The organism is Bradyrhizobium sp. BR 10289 (genome assembly GCF_019455385.1).
Lineage (GTDB): Bacteria > Pseudomonadota > Alphaproteobacteria > Rhizobiales > Xanthobacteraceae > Bradyrhizobium.
Genome location: NZ_JACOFR010000009.1, coordinates 31780 through 53593, shown reverse-complemented (window position 1 = coordinate 53593; position 21814 = coordinate 31780). Strand labels below are relative to the sequence as shown.

The 21814-nt window shown below is 64.8% G+C and carries 16 protein-coding genes and 1 pseudogene; 12 read left to right on the top strand and 5 right to left on the bottom strand.

The annotated features are described in order from the left end of the window. The first annotated feature begins 37 nt into the window (after positions 1-37). From HYH08_RS17135 to cydB, 10 genes and pseudogenes are all read left to right on the top strand, one after another. A pseudogene (locus HYH08_RS17135) lies at positions 38-3219 on the top strand (efflux RND transporter permease subunit). Continuing rightward, positions 3216-4484, top strand: coding sequence for an efflux RND transporter periplasmic adaptor subunit (locus tag HYH08_RS17130; RefSeq protein ID WP_220010980.1), 1269 nt, complete (start codon positions 3216-3218; stop codon positions 4482-4484). The pseudogene HYH08_RS17135 and the gene HYH08_RS17130 overlap by 4 nt, the downstream one beginning before the upstream one ends. 11 nt (positions 4485-4495) lie before the next feature. Continuing rightward, positions 4496-5197 carry a hypothetical protein gene (locus tag HYH08_RS17125; protein WP_220010979.1) on the top strand — a complete coding sequence of 234 codons (702 nt, stop codon included), beginning with the start codon at positions 4496-4498 and terminating at the stop codon, positions 5195-5197. Positions 5198-5462: 265 nt separating this feature from the next. After that, complete coding sequence (locus HYH08_RS17120) at positions 5463-6518, top strand: catalase family peroxidase (protein ID WP_220010978.1); 1056 nt, start codon at positions 5463-5465, stop codon at positions 6516-6518. Further along, entirely contained in the window at positions 6515-7078 is a 564-nt protein-coding gene (locus HYH08_RS17115) for a cytochrome b (RefSeq protein ID WP_220010977.1), read from the top strand. Before HYH08_RS17120 ends, HYH08_RS17115 begins: the two co-directional genes overlap by 4 nt. Positions 7079-7127: 49 nt before the next feature. Next, positions 7128-7628 (top strand): Dps family protein, encoded by a 501-nt coding sequence (locus HYH08_RS17110; RefSeq protein ID WP_220010976.1) that lies wholly within the window; start codon positions 7128-7130, stop codon positions 7626-7628. Between the two features lie 69 nt (positions 7629-7697). Then, a complete protein-coding gene (gene fdhD, locus HYH08_RS17105) occupies positions 7698-8534 on the top strand; it encodes a formate dehydrogenase accessory sulfurtransferase FdhD (RefSeq protein WP_220010975.1) in 837 nt (278 codons plus the stop codon). Positions 8535-8600: 66 nt separating this feature from the next. Then, a complete protein-coding gene (locus tag HYH08_RS17100; protein WP_349631433.1) occupies positions 8601-9389 on the top strand; it encodes a YoaK family protein in 789 nt (262 codons plus the stop codon). Between the two features lie 111 nt (positions 9390-9500). Beyond that, positions 9501-10910 (top strand): cytochrome ubiquinol oxidase subunit I, encoded by a 1410-nt coding sequence (locus tag HYH08_RS17095; RefSeq protein WP_220010973.1) that lies wholly within the window; start codon positions 9501-9503, stop codon positions 10908-10910. Positions 10911-10912: 2 nt separating this feature from the next. Further along, positions 10913-11899, top strand: coding sequence for a cytochrome d ubiquinol oxidase subunit II (gene cydB / locus HYH08_RS17090; protein ID WP_220010972.1), 987 nt, complete (start codon positions 10913-10915; stop codon positions 11897-11899). Between the two features lie 75 nt (positions 11900-11974). On the opposite strand, the gene HYH08_RS17085 is transcribed toward cydB, so the two are convergent. After that, on the bottom strand, positions 11975-13222 hold the full coding sequence (locus tag HYH08_RS17085) for an oxalate decarboxylase family bicupin (RefSeq protein ID WP_220010971.1): 1248 nt from the start codon (positions 13220-13222) through the stop codon (positions 11975-11977). Positions 13223-13469: 247 nt separating this feature from the next. Here HYH08_RS17085 and HYH08_RS17080 point away from each other — a divergent pair, with 247 nt between their 5' ends. Beyond that, the gene (locus HYH08_RS17080; protein WP_220010970.1) at positions 13470-15761 is read left to right on the top strand and encodes an FdhF/YdeP family oxidoreductase; all 2292 of its coding nucleotides are present in this window, start codon (positions 13470-13472) and stop codon (positions 15759-15761) included. A gap of 153 nt (positions 15762-15914) precedes the next feature. Here HYH08_RS17080 and HYH08_RS17075 read toward each other — a convergent pair whose 3' ends face one another. Genes HYH08_RS17075 through HYH08_RS17065 form a run of 3 tightly spaced genes read right to left on the bottom strand, consistent with a single transcriptional unit; the run spans position 15915 to position 20642 of the window. Beyond that, positions 15915-16343 carry a thioesterase family protein gene (locus HYH08_RS17075; protein WP_220010969.1) on the bottom strand — a complete coding sequence of 143 codons (429 nt, stop codon included), beginning with the start codon at positions 16341-16343 and terminating at the stop codon, positions 15915-15917. Next, a complete protein-coding gene (locus HYH08_RS17070) occupies positions 16330-19473 on the bottom strand; it encodes an efflux RND transporter permease subunit (protein WP_220010968.1) in 3144 nt (1047 codons plus the stop codon). Before HYH08_RS17070 ends, HYH08_RS17075 begins: the two co-directional genes overlap by 14 nt. After that, the gene (locus HYH08_RS17065; RefSeq protein WP_220010967.1) at positions 19470-20642 is read right to left on the bottom strand and encodes an efflux RND transporter periplasmic adaptor subunit; all 1173 of its coding nucleotides are present in this window, start codon (positions 20640-20642) and stop codon (positions 19470-19472) included. The genes HYH08_RS17070 and HYH08_RS17065 overlap by 4 nt, the downstream gene beginning before the upstream one ends. 27 nt (positions 20643-20669) lie before the next feature. Between HYH08_RS17065 and HYH08_RS37480 the strand changes: the two genes are divergently transcribed. After that, a complete protein-coding gene (locus HYH08_RS37480) occupies positions 20670-21308 on the top strand; it encodes a hypothetical protein (protein ID WP_228747885.1) in 639 nt (212 codons plus the stop codon). On the opposite strand, the gene HYH08_RS17055 is transcribed toward HYH08_RS37480, so the two are convergent. Further along, positions 21282-21623 (bottom strand): hypothetical protein, encoded by a 342-nt coding sequence (locus HYH08_RS17055; RefSeq protein ID WP_220010966.1) that lies wholly within the window; start codon positions 21621-21623, stop codon positions 21282-21284. The two genes, HYH08_RS37480 and HYH08_RS17055, sit on opposite strands and share 27 nt — an antisense overlap. Between the last annotated feature and the right edge of the window lie 191 nt (positions 21624-21814).

The following is a 21814-nucleotide window of genomic DNA, read 5'->3' as shown; positions in this document are numbered from 1 at the left end:
TTCGACGATCCTACGCCTCTTGCTCCAGGTAGACTCCATGGGAATTGTCCGCTTCGCGCTACGGCTTCCACACACATTCTACGTGCTGGCCGCGCTGATCCTGTTCCTCGGCGGCATCGCGATCCGCGCGATGCCAACCGACATCTTTCCAGAGATCCGGATCCCCGTCGTCACGGTGATCTGGAGCTACACCGGCCTGTCGACGCCGGAGATGGAACAGCGCGTCAGCACCTATAGCCAATATTCCATCAGCGCCAATGTCAGCGGCATCAAGAACATCGAGGCGCAGACCCTCAACGGGCTGTCGATCCAGAAGATCTACTTCCAGCCGGACGTCAATCTCGACCTTGCGATCTCGCAGATCGTTTCGGCCACCAACGCCATCCGTGCCTTGATGCCGCCGGGCATCCAGCCCCCGATCATCGTGCAGTTCAACGCCTCGAGCGTGCCGGTGCTGCAGCTCAGCCTCGAGTCGAACAGCCTGAACGAGCAGCAGCTCTACGATTTCGGCATCTACCGTGTCCGCCAGCAGCTGGCGCCCGTGCCGGGCGTGACACTGCCGACGCCTGCCGGCGGCAAATACCGCCAGATCATGGTCGACATCGATCCGAACAAGCTGTTGTCGCGCGGATTGACGCCGCTCGACATCGTCAACGCGGTCAACACCCAGAACCTGACCTTGCCGACCGGCACCACCAAGATCGGCGACACCCAGTATACCGTTCGCACCAATGCGACGCCGGCGACGATCCAGGATCTCAACATGATCCCGGTCAAGTTCGCGAACGGCGCCACGATCTTCCTGAAGGACGTCGCCCAGGTCCGCGACGGCGCCCAGGTTCAGCAGAACATCGTGCGCGAGGATGGCCACCGCGCCGTCCTGCTCAGCGTCATCAAGAACGGCAATGCCTCCACGCTCGCCGTCGTCAACGGGGTGAAGGCCGCGCTGTCGTCGATCCGCGCGTCGGCGCCGGCGGGTCTCAAGATCAACGAGCTGTTCGACCAGTCGATCTTCGTCAGCCATTCGGTCGACGGGGTGCTGCGCGAGGGGCGATCGCGGCCGGCCTGACGGCGCTGATGATCCTGGTGTTCCTGGGATCGTGGCGATCGACGCTGGTTGTCCTGATCTCGATTCCGCTGGCGATGCTGTCCTCGCTGATCGTCCTGTACTTCCTCGGCGAAACCCTCAACACCATGACGCTCGGCGGCCTCGCTCTCGCGGTCGGCATCCTTGTCGACGATTCCACGGTGACGATCGAGAACACGCACCGGCTCTGGACCGAGGAAGGCATGCCGTTGCCCGATGCGACCCTGCACGGCGCCGCCGAGATCGCCATTCCGACGCTGGTCTCGACGCTCGCGATCAGTTGCGTGTTTACTTCGGTCGTCTTCCTGGAGGGCCCGGCCAAGTATCTGTTCACGCCGCTCGGCCTCGCCGTTGTGTTCGCAATGCTCGCATCCTACGGTCTGTCGCGGACGCTGACGCCGATCACCATCGGCCTGCTGCTGAAGAACGAGCGGCGGCATGGCGAGGGCGAGCGTCCGTCGAACATTTTCGCGCGCATCTCCGCCGCGTTCGAGCACGGCTTTGAACGCCTGCGCGAGGGCTATTCCGATCTCCTGCTGAGATTGCTGCGGCACCGTGTCATCATACCCCTCGTCGCCGTGCTGGTGCTGGCGCTTGGTGCAACCATGTTCGTCTATGTCGGGAGAGACTTCTATCCCCTGATCGACGGCGGCCAGATCCAGCTCCACGTCCGCGCGCCCGCGGGCGCGCGGATCGAGCGAACGGAGGCGATCTTCCAGGCGGTCGAGGACAAGATTCGCGAAATCATTCCGGAGCGTGACCGGGCGTTGATCGTCGACAATATCGGCCTGCCGGCGCGGGCCTACAATCTCGCCTTCACCGACGGCTCGACGATCGGCGTCAACGACGGCACGATTCTCGTGTCGCTGAAGGACGGGCACAGGCCGACCGCGGACTACATTAGGACGCTGCGGCAGGTGCTGCCGTCGGCCTTCCCCGAGGACACTTTCTACTTCCAGGCCGCCGACATCGTCACCCAGATCCTGAACTTCGGGCTCCCGGCGCAGATCGATGTCCGCACTGTCGGTTACGGCACCAACAATCTGGCGGTCGCCAAGGAGTTGCAGAAGAGTCTTGCGGCAATCCCCGGTGTGGTCGATGCGCATCTCCAGCAGGAGGTCGATGCGCCCGCGTTCTACGCCGACATCGACCGCACCCGCGCCGCGCAGCTCGGCCTCAATGCCAGCACGGTGGCCACCAACATCAATGTCAGCCTCTCGTCGTCCGCGCAGGTCTCGCCCAACTTTTGGACCGATCCGAGGTCGGGCATTCCCTATTACCTGGCCGTGCAGACACCCGAATACAGGGCCAATTCGCTGAACGCCCTCGGCAACACGCCGGTGTCGGCCTCGCTGGCCGCAAGCGGGCAGACGGTGCCGGGCCTGCTCAGCAATGTCGCGACCTTCAAGCGTGGCACCGTTCCGACCAACTCGAACCAGGCCAATGTGCAGCCCGTATACGATATCTATGCGAGCGTGCAGGGCCGCGATCTCGGCAGCGTCGCGGCCGACATCGCGAAGGTGACGTCAACCCTGCAAAAGCAGCTGCAGCCGGGCAATTCCATCCAGGTGCTCGGTCAGATCGAGAGCATGCATCAGTCGTTCCGCGATCTCGGCCTCGGGCTGCTGTTCGCGGCCATCCTGGTCTACCTGCTGATGGTCGTGAACTACCAGAATTTTGGCGATCCCTTCGTCGTCATCCTGGCGCTGCCGGCGACGTTCTGCGGCATCGTGACGATGCTGTTCATCACGGGGACGACGCTGAACGTGCCCTCGCTGATGGGGGCGATCATGGCGGTCGGCGTTGCCTCGGCAAATTCCATCCTGCTCGTGACCTTCGCGCGTGACGAGCAGTTGAAGGGACATTCCGCCTTCCAGGCGGCGCTGAGCGCGGGCCGGACGAGGATCCGGCCCGTGCTGATGACCGCTGCGGCGATGATCGTCGGCATGATCCCGATGGCCGTCGGCGGCCCGGGCGAGGAGCAGAATGCGGCGCTCGCGCGGGCGGTCATCGGCGGCCTGCTGTTCGCGACCCCGACCACCCTGCTGATCGTGCCTTATCTGTTCGCGATGCTGCGCAAGGGTAATGACGGCAAGCCCCGCCACGGCGTATTCGAGGAGCAACCGGAATGAGTGACGTTCGCGCAAGGGCCGATGATGATGCGAGAGATCGCCCTGGGTCGGAGAGCCTCCGGGTCGTCGAGCTGCCGGGCAAGAGCGCACGATCCGGACGCCGTTACGGTGGCGCGCTATTCGGCGGCGGCGTGCTCGTGCTGCTCGTCGGCGCTCTCGGCATCGGCGGCTGGCGCCACTACGAGGCTGCGCGCGACGTGTCGATCATCGCCAAGCAGGCTCGGACCAACATTCCCGAAGTTCGGGTGGCAACAGTCAGGCCCGGTGGCGACATCATCAAGGTGAGCTTGCCGGCAACGACGACCGCGTTCGAGGCGGCCAACATTTTTGCGCGGACCAGCGGCTATATCGAGAAGCGTTACGTCGATATCGGTGATCGCGTCAAGAAAGGCGATCTGCTCGTGGAGATCACCGCGCCCGAGCTGGACCAGCAGATCGCGCAGGCGCAGGCGACGCTAGCGCAGGACCAGGCCGCGCTCCAGCAGGCGCAGGCGAGCCGGGAGCTAGCCGACGTCACCAATTCGCGCGACAGCAACCTCGTCAAGCAAGGCTGGCTGACGGCGCAGCAGGGCGACAATGATCGCCTCACCCTGCGCGCGCAGCAGGGTGCGGTGGGCGTCGCCCAGTCGAACATCACGGCGCAGGAAGCGCAGATCCGCGTTCTCCAGCAGGAGAAGTCCTATCAGCGCGTGGTGGCGCCGTTCGACGGCGTGGTCACGCAGCGCAACGTCGACAATGGCAGCCTGGTGTCGGCCGGCTCGACCTTCATGTTCACCATCATGCATTCCGACGTGATCCGAACCCAGGTGTTCGTGCCGCAGGACGAGGCGTTCGGCGTCGGCCCGGGCGTCGATGCGGACATTCGCGTCCCCGAGATTCCGGGGCGGACGTTTGCCGGCAAGGTCACGCGGATCGCGACCGCGCTCCAACCGGGAAGCCGGACACTGCTGACCGAGATCGACGTCCCTAATCCGGAACGCCTGCTCAGTCCGGGCATCTATTGCACGGTGGAATTATCGATCCCGCGCAGGACGCCGTCGGTGACGATTCCGTCCGATGCGCTCGTGTTCGACCAGAACGGCCTCCATGTCGCGGTCGTGCGGAGCGGCACGGTTCATTTTCAGCAGGTCTCGATATCCCGTGATTTCGGCACCAGTGTGGAGGTGCGCGACGGCGTGCAGGCGGGCGACCAGGTCGTGCTCAATCCGCCGGTGAATCTGGCGGAGGGCAGCAAGGTCACCGTGCGCAAGACCGAGACGAGCTAGGGACACGAAAGATGATGCGCATCGCACTCGCGACGATGTTGGCTCTGTTGCTCGGTAGCTCTCCGGGCGAAGCGCAGGTCGCGACGACCGGCAGCACGGCGATGAATCTGCCGACCGTGCCGGGCGCGATCGTGATCTCGCCGCTCAACAGCCCCGGGCCATTCTCCGCAACGACGGTGCCGGGCGCGCCGGACACGACGCTGGCGCCCGTTCCGCTCGCGTCGGATCCGACCATCCCGGGGACGATGGTCGTTTGCGCACCGCCGTCGTCATCGCCAACGCCGGTGCCGGCGACTCCGACCGTGTCGCCCACGGGTCTTTCGCCGCCAGGCATCGCGGCCCCACTGCTGCCGGTCATGGGACAGAACAGCAGCTCGACCGGGACGGTTTCCGCGGCGGCACCTGCAGGAACCGCTGCGCCGGTCGCATGCAGTTCGACGCCGGGAGGGCAGCTTACGACCGCGTCGTCTCTGCCGTTGTCGATCCCGCAAGTGGCCGCAAGCCCTACACCTGGCGCGATCCAGGCGGACGCCGGCGGTGCCGGCGGCACGGGCATCGATCCGAACGCCGCAATCGTGCCGAGCCCGAACAGCTCGGCTTGCATGGAGGGCGTCTCGATGAATCTCGCATCGCCCGCAACGGTGTTGCCGGCCAACGCCACAGGCGCGGCGCCAACGCCGGGCGTGTCGCCGATCCTGCCGCCGGGATGCTAATGGCAGGCGCGAAAGCCTCTCGAAGAGGGCCGGGCACAAAATGGGTCGTTCGAGCCTGGCGTACGATTCTCAAAACGCACGAAATGTTTCGAGAAAGCCCGAATCCGGATCGGATGAACGTTACGGGCCGCACCACGGCCGGCCGTGCCTTCGCGAAAATGACGTTGGGTTTCAGAAGATCGCGGCCACAGCCGGCGGCTACAAGGAACCGCAGCTGCGCGACGTGAGGTCCGTGGCGCAGCTTGCGCGTTGCTAAGGAAAGGCGATGACTCAGTCAGGTAATTTGCCGCGTTCGCGAGTTGGCTCGCTCGTATTGATTGCCGCCGTCCTCGGCGGCGGCGCTACCGCGTTCGCCTATACCGCAGGATGGCTCTCGCCCGGGCGTCTGACGCCGGAACGGATGATCGCGGCGCTGGCGCCTCCGGCCGGCCCCTCGCTCGGGCACCGGCGAAATCATGCCAAGGGAATCTGCTTCACCGGCGTGTTCGAGGCGAACGGAAACGGCGTGGAGCTCTCCAGCGCCAAGGTGTTCGAGCGAGGCACTTATCCGGCGCTCGGCCGCTTCAACCTCGGCACGGCCGATCCCAACGCGGTGGATGCGACCGTGCGCGTGCGCGGTCTGGGACTGCAGATCGCGGCGGCGGACGGCGAGGAGTGGCGGATGGCGCTGATCAATCCGCCGGTCTTCGCCGTGTCGACGCCGCAGGCGTTTCACGACCTGCTGATTGCGTCCGGCAAGAAGGATCCGGAGGCAATGAAGATCTTCATCCAGGCCAATCCTGAATTCACCGCGTTTGCGACCTGGGCCAAGACGGCGCCCTGGACCGCCAGCTATGCGGAGGAGCCTTACCACGGCCTCGACAGCTTCATCTTCACGGATGCGAAGGGCGGCGAGCACGCGGTGCGATGGTCGCTGCTGCCGATGGCGCAGGTCACCCCGATTTCAGAGGCCGAGCTGGAAGAGCGCGGTCCGGATTTCCTCGAGCAGGAGATCGCCGAGCGGATCCGTATTGCCGGGCCGCAGCGATGGATCATGGTCACGACCGTCGCCGATCCCGGCGATCCCACCGCGGACCCGAGCAAGGCGTGGCCCGAAAGCCGCCGGAAGGTAGAGGTTGGAACGCTTGTCGTGCAGCGGATCGAGCCGGAGCAGGATGGGCCTTGCCGCGACATCAATTTCGATCCGACCGTGCTGCCGAAGGGAATCCGGGTCTCGGATGATCCTTTCCCGGCGGCGCGCTCGTCGGTCTATCGCAAGTCCTACGATCTGCGGGCGGCCGAAGCCCGCGATTATCCTCGAACCGGGATGGCCAAGCCATGAGGGACGCGCCGCATCGTTTCGCCGCGATCCAGCGGCTGCTGCACTGGCTAATGGCCGCCTGCATCATCGCGATGCTGTTCATCGGCGTGGGCATGGTGTCGACGGTGATGCCTGATTATCTGCCGCTGATCCGGATCCACGAGACCCTTGGCGTTGCTCTTCTGGTCCTCGTCGTGATCAGGCTGGCGCTGCGGCTTCATTACGGCGCACCGCCGTTGCCGGCGGACCTTCCGCCTGGGATCAAGCTGGGCGCGCGATTGTCGCATCTGGCCCTCTACGGCTTCATGGTCGTCATGCCGCTGCTGGGGCTCGGCATGCTCTGGGCCGCAGCCTATCCTGTCGTCCTGTATGGCGGGATCCATATTCCGGCGTTCCTGCCGCAGAGCGACCGCGGGCACACGCTGCTGTGGAATGCTCACGTCTATCTGGGCCTTGCGTTCTTCGCCCTGGTGCTGCTGCACCTGGCCGCAGCGCTGTTCCACGCCTTGATCCGCCGCGACGGCGTCTTCAGATCTATCGCGCTGTTTCCGCTGCACGACAAGACCACGCCGGCGGAATGAGTGCTTCGCGGGACCAAAGTTTTCCAACCTCCAACAAGGAATGACGACAATGACCAAAGCAGATATCCAGACCCCGACGGATCTCGGGGCCAATGCGAACCGGGACATTCCGGCTGCCCTGAGGGCGCTGCTGGCCGACGTCTTCGCGCTGTACCTGAAGACCAAGAATTTTCACTGGCACGTGTCGGGCCCGCACTTTCGCGATTATCATCTCCTGCTCGACGAGCAGGGCGAGCAGATCTTCGCCATGACCGACGACATCGCCGAGCGCGCCCGCAAGATCGGCGGAACGACGCTGCGCTCGATCGGTCAGATTGCGCGCGAGCAGCGCATTCTCGACAACGATGCTGATTATGTCGATCCGAAGGACATGCTGGCCGAATTGCGCAGCGACAACCAGCAGCTCACGCGGGAGATGCGCCGGGTCCACGAACTCTGCGACGAATACGGCGATGTCGCAACCGCAAGCCTCCTGGAAAACTGGATCGACGAGACGGAACGGCGGATCTGGTTCCTCTACGAGACCGGCCGGGGCGGTCCGAATTCGTAAGCACAAGATGCGCGATGCGGCCGGGAGCGAGCCTCCCGGTCTTCGGCGCAGCCAGCAACGGTGTAGATCATGATGACGGGTTCGACATTCACGCGGCACCGGGAGATCGCCTGGCGCGGCGGCCGCACCCACTCGACGTCGCGATTGATCGCCGAGGAGAGCGCCATCGCGCTCACCTATAACGGATCGACCCATGCCGTGATGATGGGAACACCGGCTGATCTCGAGGATTTCGGCGTCGGCTTCAGCCTCACCGAGGCCATCATCGACCGCGCCAGCGAGGTCAGCAGCATCGAGCTGATCTCGAACGAGCTCGGCATCGAAGTGCGAATGTGGCTCGACGGCGACCGCGCGGCGACCCTCGCGGCGCGCCGCCGTGCCATCAGCGGCCCGGTCGGTTGCGGATTATGCGGCATCGAAAGCCTCGAGCAGGCGCGCCGCACGCCGTCGCGGGTCGACAGTGCCGGCATTGGCTTTCACGCACGGGATCTGCTCGGCGCCATGCAGGCGCTGTCTCCCCTGCAAACATTGAATCAACAGACACGGTCCGTCCATGCGGCGGCGTTCTGGCATCCCCGCACCGGCATAGCCCTCGTCAGGGAAGATGTCGGCCGGCACAACGCGCTCGACAAGCTCGCCGGTGCGATGGCCTGCAACGGCAATTCGGCCCGCGACGGCGCCGTGCTGCTGACGAGCCGCGTGTCGGTGGAGATGGTGCAGAAGGCCGCCATGATCGGCGCGCCCGTCATCGTCGCCGTCTCCGCGCCGACCGCGCTTGCGATCCAGACCGCGAACGAGTCGGGAATCACGCTGCTCGCCGTCGCGCGCCATGACGGATACGGTGTCTTCACGCATCCGCGCCGTGTTCTGCTGCCGGACGAGGCCGTGCAGCGCGCCGTCTGCTAACCTCGCGGGCTTGCGACCATGACGATGCAAGCCGCAGCTCCGAAGCCGTTGGCCAAGGCTCGCGTCGTGGTCGGCGCACCGGAGCGATCGCTGCTGGTGGCCTGTCTGCTCAGCATGTCCGGCGGCTTCCTCGACGCCTTGACATGGATGTCGCTCGGCGTCTTCGCGAGCTCGCAGACCGGCAATGTCGTCTTCATCGGGGTTTATGCCCTGTCCGGACAATGGCAGCGCGCGCTTCACCATCTCCTTCCGCTCGCGGCCTTCATCCTTGGCGCGCTGGTGGCGATCCGCACCCGGGCTCCCCCGCGCTGCCTCGCCGGGGAGATCGTCTGCCTCGCCGCGGCGATGTTTATGCTCCATCGCGTTCCCGATCAGATCACGATTCCGGTCATCTCCTTCGGCGTCGCGTTGCAGTCGGCGAGCTTGAGGCAGGTCGAGCGCTGGAAATATCTCTCTGTCACGGTCACCGGAAACATGCTCCGCGCCATCGATCAGCTCTTCGCGACATCGGATCCCGAGGCAGCGCGTGGTATCCGAATCATGCTCACGCTCTGCCTGATGTTCCTGCTCGGGGCCGCTCTCGGCGGTTGCGTGACGAGATGGCTGGGAGCGTGGAGTCTTGGGCTGCCGATCGCTTCGTCGGTGTGCGTTCTCTGGCTATGCCGCAATCCGGGCGATCGCACTGAAGCAACACAGCGGGCCGAGGCGCCGGTCATGCCATTCGGCAAAAGGACGTTCGTTCCCGGAAGCGCGCACCTCGGTCCCTCCGTACACTTTCAACAAGATGCTTTCGACATCGGCTGCCGAGAGGCGAGGGATGAGCGAGTTCCGCAGAGAAATCGACAGTATGGGTGACATCGGCCGCGAATTTATGCCGCACGAGATGATCCAGGCCTGCGCGATCCCAAAGAAGATGGCCGGGCACGCTGCGCAGGCCGAGAAGCGAGCCTGAGAAGGGGACGTCCTATGGATCCGACGGCACTCCTTCTATCGCGGCTGCAATTTGCCTTCACCATCTCATTCCACATCATCTTTCCGGCGTTCACGATCGGGCTTGCCGCCTGGCTCACCGTGCTCGAAGCGATGCATCAGTACACCGGCAAGCCCGTCTACCGGACCCTGTTCGCGTTCTGGCTGAAAATCTTCGGCGTGGCCTTCGGCATGGGCGTGGTGTCGGGCGTGGTGATGGCGTTTCAGTTCGGCACGAACTGGAGCGTGCTGTCGAAAATGTCGGGCCCGATCCAGGGGCCGCTGCTGTCCTATGAGACCTTCACGGCCTTCATGCTGGAGGCCGGCTTCTTCGGCATCCTCATCTTCGGCCGGCCGCGGGTGCCGCCGTGGTTCTATCTGTTCTCGACGGCGATGGTCGCACTCGGAACCACGCTGTCGGCGTTCTGGATCATGGTCAATAACAGCTGGATGCAGGTGCCGACCGGCTACGTCCTCGAGAACGGTCAGTTCGTCCCGAACGATTGGGCGCAGATCATCTTCAATCGCGTGGTCTGGGTGCGGTTTCCACACATGCTGCTCGCGTCCTACCTCACCGGCGCATTCTGCGTGGCCGCGACCGGCGCTTGGTATCTGCTGCGGCGCACCTATCGCATGGAGGCATACGTCATGCTGAGGATGGGCCTTGCGCTTGCGGCCGTGCTGCTGCCGGTCCAGCTCTTCATCGGGCATCTCGTCGGCGACTACGTTCACGACTATCAGCCGGCGAAGTTCGCCGCGATCGAGGCGCGCTGGCACGACGAGCAGCCGGCCGCGGAGGTGCTGATCGCGATCCCGGATTCGAGCACCGAGTCCAATAAATACGCGATCTCGATCCCGGTGCTCGGCAGCATCATCGGCAGCATGAGCCTGACCTCGAAGGAGGTCGGCCTCACCAGTTTCGCGCCGCAGGACCGGCCGGCGGTGGCGATCCCATTCTTTGCCTTCCGCATCATGGTCGGCTGCGGCTTCGTGATGCTGGGGCTGGCCTGGTTCGGAACCTGGCTCAGCTTCAAGCATCGGCTTGATCGCAGTCGGCTGTTGCTGTGGGGCATCTTTCTCAGCTTCCCCCTGCCGTGGATCGCGATCCTCACCGGCTGGTACACCGCGGAAGTGGGGCGCCAGCCATGGACGATCTACGGCGTGCTCAGGACCGCCGATGCGGTGACACCGTCCCTGACCGCCGCCGCAGCGACCGCTTCGCTGATCCTGTTCGTCGCGGTCTATGCTTTCATCTTCTCGTTCGGGACCTATTACATCTACCGGCTGCTGCGCGCCGGCCCTGCGGGACTTGGCGGCAAGCCGCTCCATGGTCCCGTGCCCAATCGGCCGATGTCGCTCGCCGATCCGGTGCCGGCCCCGCAGCTCCATCTCGAAGCGGGAGAATAGATATGGTGACGTTCTGGGTCGCGCTGCTGGCCATCAGCATCCTGATCTATCTCCTGCTCGACGGCTTCGATCTCGGCGTCGGCATGCTGTTCGGCCTCGCCGACGGCGAGGCGCGGCGTGACGAGATGCTGCGCACCATCGCTCCCGTCTGGGACGGCAACGAGACCTGGCTGGTCGTCACCGGCGTGATCATGTGGGGGGCGTTTCCCCTGGTCTATGCCATGCTGATGTCGGCCTTCTATATCCCGGTCGTCGTCATGCTGCTGGGGCTGATCCTGCGCGGCGTCGCATTCGAATTTCGCGGCAAGGCCTCGCGCTCGCGCCGGATCTGGGACATCAGCTTCAGTGCGGGGTCGTTTGCCGCGAGCTTCATGCAGGGCGCGATGGTCGGCGCGCTCGTCAAGGGACTGCAATTCGCGAATGGCGAATACGCCGGAGGCACCTTCGGCTGGCAGAGCGGCTTTTCGGTCCTGTGCGGGATCGGGCTGTGCTTCGGCTATGCGCTGCTCGGGGCTTGCTGGCTGGTGCGGAAGTGCGAGGGCCCGACCCGCGACGCCACGCGCCGTCAGATCCCGTTGCTCGCGGTCGCCGTGTTGGTCTTCCTCGTCATCGTCTTCACGCATGCGCTGGCCGAGCATCTGCCGATCCTGCGCCGATGGGTCGAGCGGCCTTATCTGTTCGTGTTTCCGCTGATCGGTGCCGGGGCGGCCGCCGTGCTCGCCACCAGCATCCTGCGCCATAACGACTATTGGCCGTTCCACATGGTCTCGCTGATCTTTGCGGCAGCCTTCGGCACGCTCGCTCTGTCATTCTGGCCCTACATGATTCCGTTTGTGGTCACGATCGACGAGGCCGCGGCACCTCACGCCAGCCTCGCCTTCATGTTCTGGGGCGAGGGCCTGTTTGTGTTCCCGCTGATGCTGCTCTATGTCGCGGTCGGCTATCGCGTCTTCCGCGGCAAGACGGCTGCGACCGCGGATCACTACTGACGGCGACACGCTTAGCTCAAGCCAGGGACAAAAAGAAAGGCGCCGGTTTCGGCGCCTTTCTCGTTTCGGGGTCCGTCAGGATTTTGGCATCACACCCGGGCCGTTGTCCGGCCATTGTGCGATCAGCTTCTCGTCGACGTTGAAATGCTGGGCAACCAGTTTTGGCGGCGTGTGCGTCAGCCAGTTCGAGAGCGACACCTCCTCATAGCGCGGCGCGCGGAACACGCCGACGAACTGCAATTCGGTGTCGCCGATATTCTCGACATAATGACCGAGATTGCGCCGGACATAGCCGATGTCGCCGGCGGAAAAATCGGTGGTCAGCGCATTGGGGCCGGTGTCGAACACCGTCATCCGCGCCTTGCCCTTGATGTAATACTGCCACTCGTCGGCGTTCGGATGCCAGTGCATCTCGCGGACCGCGCCCGGCGGCATCGTCACCAGCGCCGACGCCACGGTGGTGGCGACCTTGAAGTTGGTACTGTCTGCGACGCGGATGCTGCCGGCGGCGCTCTCCTTGATCGGGGCCGAGCTGCCAAGCGGGTAGATGAACGGATAGGGCGGCGCCTCCGCGTGCTTGGCCACTGCCGCGCGATCGGCCGCGAGATCTCCGGGCAGCGTGCCCTGGAAGATCCAGAGATTGTGCAATGGAATCTTCGCGAAGGTGTCGGCCGGGACGCCGAAGTTCTTCGCCAGCACCTCGGGCGGCGTATGCGCGAGCCAGTCCGTCACCAGCAGCGTGTTGAACTCATTGGCGTGCCCATCGTCGAAGCAGATCACGAACTCGCAGCCGTCGGGGCCGAGGCCCTGCAACGAATGCGGCGCGCCCGGCGGGAAATACCAGAGGTCGCCGGCCTTGAGATCGCCCACGTAAGGACGCCCCTGCGTGTCGAGCACGGTGATGCGGCAGGAGCCGTAGGTCATGATCGCCCATTCGGCGGCCTGATGCCAATGCAGCTCGCGGATGCCGCCGGCGGACAGGCGCATGTTGACGCCGGAGATCTCCTTGGAGATGGCAAAATCCTCGACGGTGACCTGGCGTGCCCAGCCGCCGTTCTGGATACGCCGCGGCGCGTTGTTGAATGAGGCCCAATCCATCGGCAGGCCGCCGACGTCGGTCGCGGGCGGCGTTTGGGCGGAGGGGAATTGCCTCGCCAGCTCGGGATTCTGCGGACCGGGATCGGTCAGGCTTCCCGGACTCTTGGCGTTGATGGCGCCTTGCGGCGGCTCGTCCGGATTGCCGAAGGTTGCGGCGTGCGCGCTGGAGCCGACCATTGCAGCGCCTGCCGCGGACATGGCCAGCAAATCACGTCGTGAAAACATCTCGGGTCACTCCTGAAAATTGTCGAAAGCCCTCCGTAGCGACGGGCTCCAACCGCGAAACCTAATTCCCGGTTGCCATTTCAGCTTCCGCGAACGGCGTTCTTTTTGCCGGAATGCATGTCTGCTGCGGCCAGCCGACCCGGACCGCACATGTGCGATTGCGAAAGTCGGTTTCGTTTTGAAAAGACGGCTCTGCCCGCGCGATCCTTAACTGGCTCGGAGAACTACCATACCAAGAGAGATCGAGATGACCACGAAATCGGTTCGCCCCTACCGTGAACCCGCCGGGGGCTGGGGTGCGCTCAAGGCGCTCAGCGAAGCGCTGCTGGTGCAGCGCGCGCCGCTGAAGGGCGCGGCTACACTCCGCCGGATGAACCAGCCGGAGGGTTTTGATTGTCCCGGCTGCGCCTGGCCCGATCCGAAGCACACCTCCTCCTTCGAGTTCTGCGAGAACGGCGGCAAGGCGATTGCCTGGGAGACGACGTCGAAGCGCTGCACGCCCGAATTTTTCGCCGAGCACACGGTCACCGAGCTTGCGAGCTGGAGCGACTACGATCTCGAAATGGTCGGGCGGCTCACCCATCCGCTCGCTTACGATGCCGCATCCGACCGTTATCTCCCGGTCGAGTGGAGCGACGCGTTCGACATGATCGGCCGCGAGCTCAAGGCGCTGCCGGATCCCAACATGGCCGAGTTCTACACGTCCGGGCGGACCTCGAACGAAGCGGCCTTCCTCTACCAGCTGTTCGTGCGCGAATACGGCACCAACAATTTCCCCGACTGCTCCAACATGTGCCATGAGGCGACCAGCGTCGGCCTGCCGTATTCGCTCGGCGTCGGCAAGGGCACCGTGCTGCTGGAGGATTTCGACAAGGCCGATTGCATCTTCATCTTCGGCCAGAATCCCGGCACCAATAGCCCCCGGATGATGACCAGCCTGCGCAATGCGGCCCGCCGCGGCGCCTCCATCATCTCGTTCAATCCGTTCCGCGAACGCGCGCTGGAGCGCTTCCAGGCGCCGCAGAGCCCGGTCGAGATGATCACGCTGGGCTCGACGACGATCAGCTCGAAGCTGTTCCAGGTGCAGGTCGGCGGCGACGTCGCCGTCCTCAAGGGCATCATGAAGATCCTGGTGGAGGCCGACGAAGCCGCTCGCGCGGCCGAGCAGCCTGAGATTCTGGACTGGGACTTCATTCGCGGCCACACCGCGGGCATCGAAGCGCTGATCGACGATCTCAAGCGCACGCAATGGCCCGATATCGAGCGCCAGTCCGGCCTGACGCGCGAGGACATGGAATATGCGGCCGGCGCCTATATGAAGGCCGAGCGCGCTATCCTCGTCTACGGCATGGGCATCACCCAGCACTGGCGCGGTGCTAACAACGTCCAGCAGATCGCGAACCTGGCGCTGCTTCGCGGCAATGTCGGGCGCGAAGGCGCCGGCGTCTGTCCGGTGCGCGGTCATTCCAACGTGCAGGGCGATCGGACAGTCGGGATCACCGAAGTCCCCAAGGCGGACTTCCTCGAGCGCCTGGAGCAGCGCTTCGGCTTCAAGCCGCCGGCCGCGCCCGGACATAATGTGGTGACCGCGCTGGAGGCGATGATCCGCGGCGAGGTGAAGGCGTTCTTCGCGATGGGCGGCAATTTCGCCGCGGCCATTCCGGACTGGCAGGCGACGCAAGGCGCACTCGGCAAGCTCGATCTGACTGTCCACGTCTCGACCAAGCTCAACCGCAGTCATTTGATCCACGGCCGTGCCGCCCTGATCCTGCCGTGCCTCGGGCGCACGGAGATCGACGTGCAGGAAACGGGACCGCAGTCGGTCACGGTGGAGGATTCGATGTCGATGGTGCATGCATCCGCCGGCCGCAACAAGCCGGCGTCGGAGCATCTGCGCAGCGAGGTCGCGATCATCGCCGGCGTCGCCAAGGCGACGCTGGGCGACCGCACGGTGGTGGACTGGGACGGCTTCGTTGCTGATTACGACCGTATCCGAGATGCGATCGAAGCGGTGTTTCCCATCTTTCAGGGCTACAACGCCCGCATTCGCGTCCCCGGCGGATTCCATCTCACCTCGACCGCGCGCGAACGTATCTGGGCAACGCCGTCGGGCAAGGCCAACTTCCTGGTCTTTCCCGGCTGCGGCGAGGATCCGCCGGAGAGCGATTCCGATACCCTCTGGCTCACCACCATCCGCAGCCACGACCAGTACAACACCACGCTCTATTCGATGTCGGATCGCTATCGTGGCGTGTTCGGCCAGCGCGATGTGGTCTTCCTCAACGAATACGAGTTGAAGAGGCGCGGACTTGCCGACGGCGATCGCGTTGACCTGATCACCGCCTCGACCGACGGTGCCGAGCGGATCGTGCGCAATTTTCGCGTGGTGGCCTACTCCTTCCCGACCGGGTGCTGTGCGGCGTACTATCCGGAGACCAATCCGCTGGTGCCGCTCTATGCCCGCGATCCCCTCAGCTTCACGCCGTCATACAAGGGCGTCCCGATCCGCCTGGTCCGTTCCGCCGTTGCCGCAGAATAGTGGCAGCGTGAACCAGAAGCGCGCGCCGCCATGCGCGCACTCCAGGCATTCGCGCATCATGCGGAACGTCTATCGCGCCGAGGGCAATCTTTGCATTCTCGCAGCCGCTTTGCCAAAACCCACAAAGCCGCGACCGGCCTTGCGTCCGGCGCCCTAGGCCATCTCGGCCGTGACTTGCGTCACGCCGAAGCGCCGCTCGAACTCGGCGACATCGACGACGCCGCGCCGGTGGGTGCCGTCGCCGATCTTGCGGCCGCCATCCCAGGCCTCGACCTCGAACAGGATGCTCTTGCCCTCGATCGCGACGACCCGCGCGATCGCGCGCACCGTGCGGCCGACCGGGGTCGCCGCCAGATGGCGGACATTGACCATCATCCCGACGCTGACATGGCCCGCGGGCAGGAACGGCTGAACCGCCGACCCCGCGGACATCTCCATGTGCAGGATCATCACCGGCGTGCCGTAGACCTCAGGCATGCCCGGCACCACATGGCCGACCGTCATCTCCGGCGTGACGGTGACCTGCTTCTCCGCCGTCATGCCGACGGCCACCATCTCAAGCTGATTTTCACGCGGATTCATGGCGCAGTTCCGTTTCTGCCCCGGTCGGGGATGGTGTGGGTGTTGCGGCCGCGTGTGGCTTGCGCCCGCTGAGCCAATTGCCGAGCCGGTCGAGATAGAGATAGACGACGGGCGTGGTGTAGAGCGTCAGCACCTGCGACAGCATCAGGCCGCCGACAATCGTATAGCCGAGCGGCTGACGCAGTTCCGCGCCGGTGCCGGAGCCGATCATCAGCGGCACGCCGCCGAGCAGGGCCGCCATCGTCGTCATCAGGATCGGGCGGAAGCGCAGCGTGCAGGCCTGGTAGATCGCTTCCTCCGGGCTGAGGCCCTGCGTTCGCTCCACCTCGAGCGCGAAGTCGACCAGCATGATGCCGTTCTTCTTGACGATGCCGATCAACAGGATGATGCCGATGATAGCGATCACGCTGAGATCCACGTGCACCGCCAGCAGCAGCAGCAGCGCACCGATGCCGGCCGACGGCAGAGTCGACAGGATCGTGATGGGGTGGATCAGGCTCTCATAGAGCACGCCGAGGATGATGTAGATCACGATCAGGGCCGCGCCGATCAGGAGCGGCGTGCCCGACAGGGACGACTGGAACGCCTGCGCATTGCCCTGGAACGAAGCCGTCAGCGAGGCGGGCTTGCCGGTGTCGCGCTCGATCTTCTGGATCGCCGCCACCGCGTCGCCCAGCGCGACGCCGGGCTTCAGGTTGAACGAGATCGTCACCGAGGGAAACAGGCTCTGGTGGTTGATCAGGATCGGCGCGGGCTTGATCACGGCGTGAACCAGCGTGCTCAGCGGGACCTGCTGTCCGGTGGACGAGTTCAGGTAGATGTCCTTGAGCGCGTCGGGGCCGTACTGGAAGCGCGGATCGACTTCCATCACGACATGGTACTGGTTCAGCGAGGTGAACATCGTCGAGACGATGCGCTGGCCGAAGGCGTCGTCGAGGGCATTGTCGATCGTCGTCGGCAGGATGCCGAAGCTCGAGGCGACCTCGCGATCGACCGTGACCTCCAGCCGCGGGCCGGCATTGGCCTGGTCGCTGGCGACGTCGGTGATCAGGTCGAGCGCGCGGAGCTTTTCCAGGAAGATCGCCGACCAGTTGGTCAGCTCGTTGGAATCGGCGTCCGTCAGCGTGTACTGATATTGCGTCTTCGACAGCCGCGCGCCGATGGTGATGTCCTGCGCGGCCTGCATGTAGAGCCTGATGCCCTGGATATGGGCGAGCCTGGGGCCGAGCCGCTCGATGATCTGATCAGCGCTGGCCTTGCGCTCCGGCTTCGGCTTCAGGACGATGAAGATGCGTCCCTGGTTGAGCGTCGCGGTCGGGCCGCCCGGCCCGATATAGCTCGCCACCGATTGCACCGCCGGGTCCTTCGAGAGGACATCGACGATCGCCTGTTGGCGTTCGGACATGGCCGGGAAGGAGATGTCCTGCGCGGCCTCGGTGATGCCGACGATCTGCCCGGTGTCCTGCTGCGGAAAGAAACCTTTGGGGATGATCACGTAGAGATAGCCGGTCAGCACGATAGTCGAGAACATCACCACCAGCGTCATGAAGCGGTGGCGCAGCACGATCCGCAGGCCCTTGGCATAGACCGACAGCAGGGCGTCGAAGCCGCGTTCGAAGGCGAGGTAGAGCTTGCCGTGCTTCCTGTGCGAATCGTCCTTCAGCAGCCGCGCGCACATCATCGGCGTCAACGTCAGCGAGATGATCAGCGACAGCAGCAGCGAGGCGGTGATCGTGATGGCGAACTCCTGGAACAGCTTGCCGACGTAGCCGCCCATCAGGAACAGCGGGATGAACACCGCGATCAGCGACAAAGTAATGGAGACGATGGTGAAGCCGATTTCGGCGGAGCCTTTGAGGGCGGCCTCCATCGGCGTCATGCCCTGCTCGAGATGGCGCACGATGTTCTCGATGACGACGACGGCATCGTCGACCACGAAACCGACCGCAATCGACAGCGCCATCAGCGAAAGGTTGTCGAGGCTGTAGCCGAGCACGTAGAGGATCGCGAAAGTGCCGACCAGCGACAGCGGCACGGTGATCGCCGGAATGATCGTGGCCCAGAAATTCCGCAGGAACAGGAAGATCACCATCACCACCAATGCGACCGTGAGCATCAGCGTGAACTGGACGTCGGAGACCGCGGCACGGATGGTGGCAGTGCGGTCCGCGGCGATCGAGACCTTGATCGCCGGCGGAACGGAGGCCTGCAATTGCGGCAGCAGCTTCTTGATGCGGTCGACGGTCTCGATCACGTTGGCGCCGGGAACGCGCTGCACCGCCAGAATGATGGCCGGCTCCTTGCCGTACCAGCCGGCCAGGAGATCGTTCTCGGGCCCCTCGATCGCCGTGCCGACGTCGCGGATCCGCACCGGCGAGCCGTTGCGATAGGCGATGATGAGGTCCTCATAGGCGGCGGGCTTGAGCAGCTGGTCGTTGGTGTTCAGCGTATAGGTGACGCGGGGGCTGTTGAGTGTGCCCTTGGGCAGGTCGACATTGGCACCGGCGATCACGTTGCGGACGTCTTCGAGGCCGATGCCGCGGGCGGCAAGCGCCTGCGGATTGACGCGCACGCGGATCGCGGGCTTCTGCTGGCCGCCGATGCCGACGAGGCCGACGCCCGGCACCTGCGAGATCTTCGGCAGCAGGATGTTTTCCGCATAGGCATCCACCGTGGTCAGCGGCAGGGAGTCCGAGGTCAGCGCGATCAGCATGATCGGCGTCTCCGCCGGATTCACCTTCCTGATCGTCGGCGGGTAGGGGATGTTCGGCGGCAGGAACGGGCTCGCGGCATTGATCGCCGCCAGCACGTCCACCGCTGCGCTGTCCACCGTGCGCGACAGTTCGAATTGCACCGTGAGCTGGGCGACGCCGAGCGCACTCGATGAGGTGAGCTGGGTGACGCCGGGGATCTGGCTGAGCTGCTGCTCCAGCGGCGTGGCGAGTGAGGAGGCGATCGTGCCGGGATCAGCGCCCGGCAGTTGCGCCGAGATCTGGATGGTCGGGTAGTTGACGTTCGGCAGTGCGCCCACGGGCAGCAAGGGATAGGCTGCGAGGCCGCACAGCAGCAGGCCCGCCATCAGCAGGGCGGTTGCGATCGGGCGCAGGATGAAGGGCGCGGAAAGATTCATGGGATCGCATCCTGCACGGCGCTTTGCAGGTCGGCCTCGCGTGCGGCTTTGCCGTGAAGTTGGTTCACGCGGCTGCCGTCCGTGAGCCGGTACTGGCCGTCCACCACGACGACGTCGCCCGCTGTCAGCCCCTTGTCGATCAGCGCCTGGCCGTCGCTGATCTGCACGACGTGGACGGGCCGCGAAGCGACCGTCTGGTCCTTGGCGACGACATAGACATAGCTGCCGTTCGGCCCTTGCTGCACGGCGGAACCTGCGACAGTGAGTGCGTCCTTCTGCACCTCGAGCAGCAGGCGTGCGTTCACCAACTGGCCCGGCCACAGCCGGTGCTCATGGTTCGGGAACACCGCTTTGAGCTGGACGGTCCCGGTTGTCCCTGCAATCTCGTTGTTGACCAGCAGCAGCTTGCCTTCGTCGAGCTTCATCTTGTTGTCCTGGCTGTAGGCGATGACCTTCAGCTCGCCCTTTGCAGCGTGCTCCTGGATCACCGGCAGGTCCGTCTGCGGCAGGGTGAACAGCAGCGAGATCGGCTCGATCTGGGTCACGACGACGAGGCCATTGGGATCGGTCGGGTGAATCACATTGCCGACGTCGATCTGGCGGACGCCGGTGATGCCGGGAATGGCCGACGTCAGCCTGGTGTAGCTGAGCTGGACGTTGGCCTCGTCGATCTGCGCCTGGTCTGCCTTCACGGCCGCCTTGAGCTGCGCCACCTGCGCCGTCTGCGTCTCGATCAGTTGCGGCGTCGCATAGCCCTTGTCGCCGAGCTGGTTGTAGCGGGAGAGATTGGCCTCGGCATTGGTGAGCTGGGCCTGGTCCCTGTCGCGATTGGCCGTCAGCTGTTCGATCTGCGCCTCGTAGGGACGCGGGTCGATCTGCGCGAGCAGATCGCCGGCCTTGACGGTCTGTCCTTCGGTGAACGCGATCTTGACGATCTGTCCCTGGATCTGGCTGCGCACGACGTCGGTGTTGTAGGCGATTACCGTGCCGATGCCGCGCAGATAGATCGGAACGTCCTTCCCCGTGACGGTGGCAGCGACCACCGGTATGGCGGCGGGAACGGGGGCGGCTGCCACTGCTGGCTTCCGGTCGGCGCCGAACAACCAGAGGCCTGCGCCGGCCGCGATCGCGGCGAGAGCAAGCAGCGCTATGGTGAGATTTCGTTTCACGGCGATGATCCTTCCTGGTCTCAGGGATTGCCGGAGCCGCCGATCGGAAGCGTGCCGACCGTGGACGTGGGGCCGGGCACCGGCACGATTGGGCTCAGTCCGGCGCCGCCGATTTCGGTTGAGCCCAGCGGAATCCCGACGCGTCCGACCGTCGATGCCGGGGGCAGGGATGAAGCGGCTTCCGTGGTGCCTGCGCAGTTGCTCGACGAAGTGCCGGACAGCCCGCCGCCGTCGAACAACGCGCCGGTCGATGCGGCGTTGGCCGATGCTGCGCAGCCCATCGCGCTCGGTGCGGGATTGATCGGCGAGATGCCGGGCGTTGTGATCTCGGTCGATCCCAGCGGAATGCCCACGGGTCGCGTCGATTGCGGGTTGAGCGGCGATGTCGCAAGCATGCCGGCGGGAGGCTGCATTCCCGGCATTGTCGTTTGCGCGATGGTCGCAGTGGAAACCAGCCAGAGCGTGCTGGTCACGAGCATCGCAGCGATTGGCGAATTTCGCTTCTGCATGAGGAACCCTCCGGCTGATGGCATCGACCTTAGAAAGTTGCGGCCGGAGCGGTATTTCCAGAACGCACGTCCTGCTCTCCGGTCGCACGACGGCGTTGACGCCTCGCCCTCGGCCCCGACGCGGCTGGCGCTATTTCAGGACAGCCCGCGCGTGTGAAATCTCCCTGTTGCATGCGGCGATGTCGCCGGCGCGATCGTCGCTGCGCGCGCGATCGAGGGAGTCGAGTGCATGGGTAAAATCGATCCCGTTGTCGCCTTCCGCTTCCGCAAGCGAGCGCGGCGTCGGTTGATGGCTGCGCAACGCGCTGAGGCTTTCCGGCTTCCAGCCGTGCGAGTCAGCATCCTTCTCGATGGCGAGATCGAGCTGGGTCTGGGTTTGCGCGATCTCATCCGTGCAGGTCCCGGCATGCGCGGGCACCGCTGCGGACAGCAGGACGAGAAGGGCGACCTGGCACTTCGCGATGGATGTCATTGTTCGATCCTATGCTTGGATTTCGAATGAGGTGAGGAACGTTGTCGTGAATGACAGAGCGCGCATGAAGCGTCTTTCGCGTAAGAACGTCGGCCGTTCACGCGCGCGAGAGAACTCTGTCACGAATTTGAGTTGCACGATCTGCGACCTCGGCTTGGAATGCATCTCCCTCTGGGCCGCGTTCCAATGAT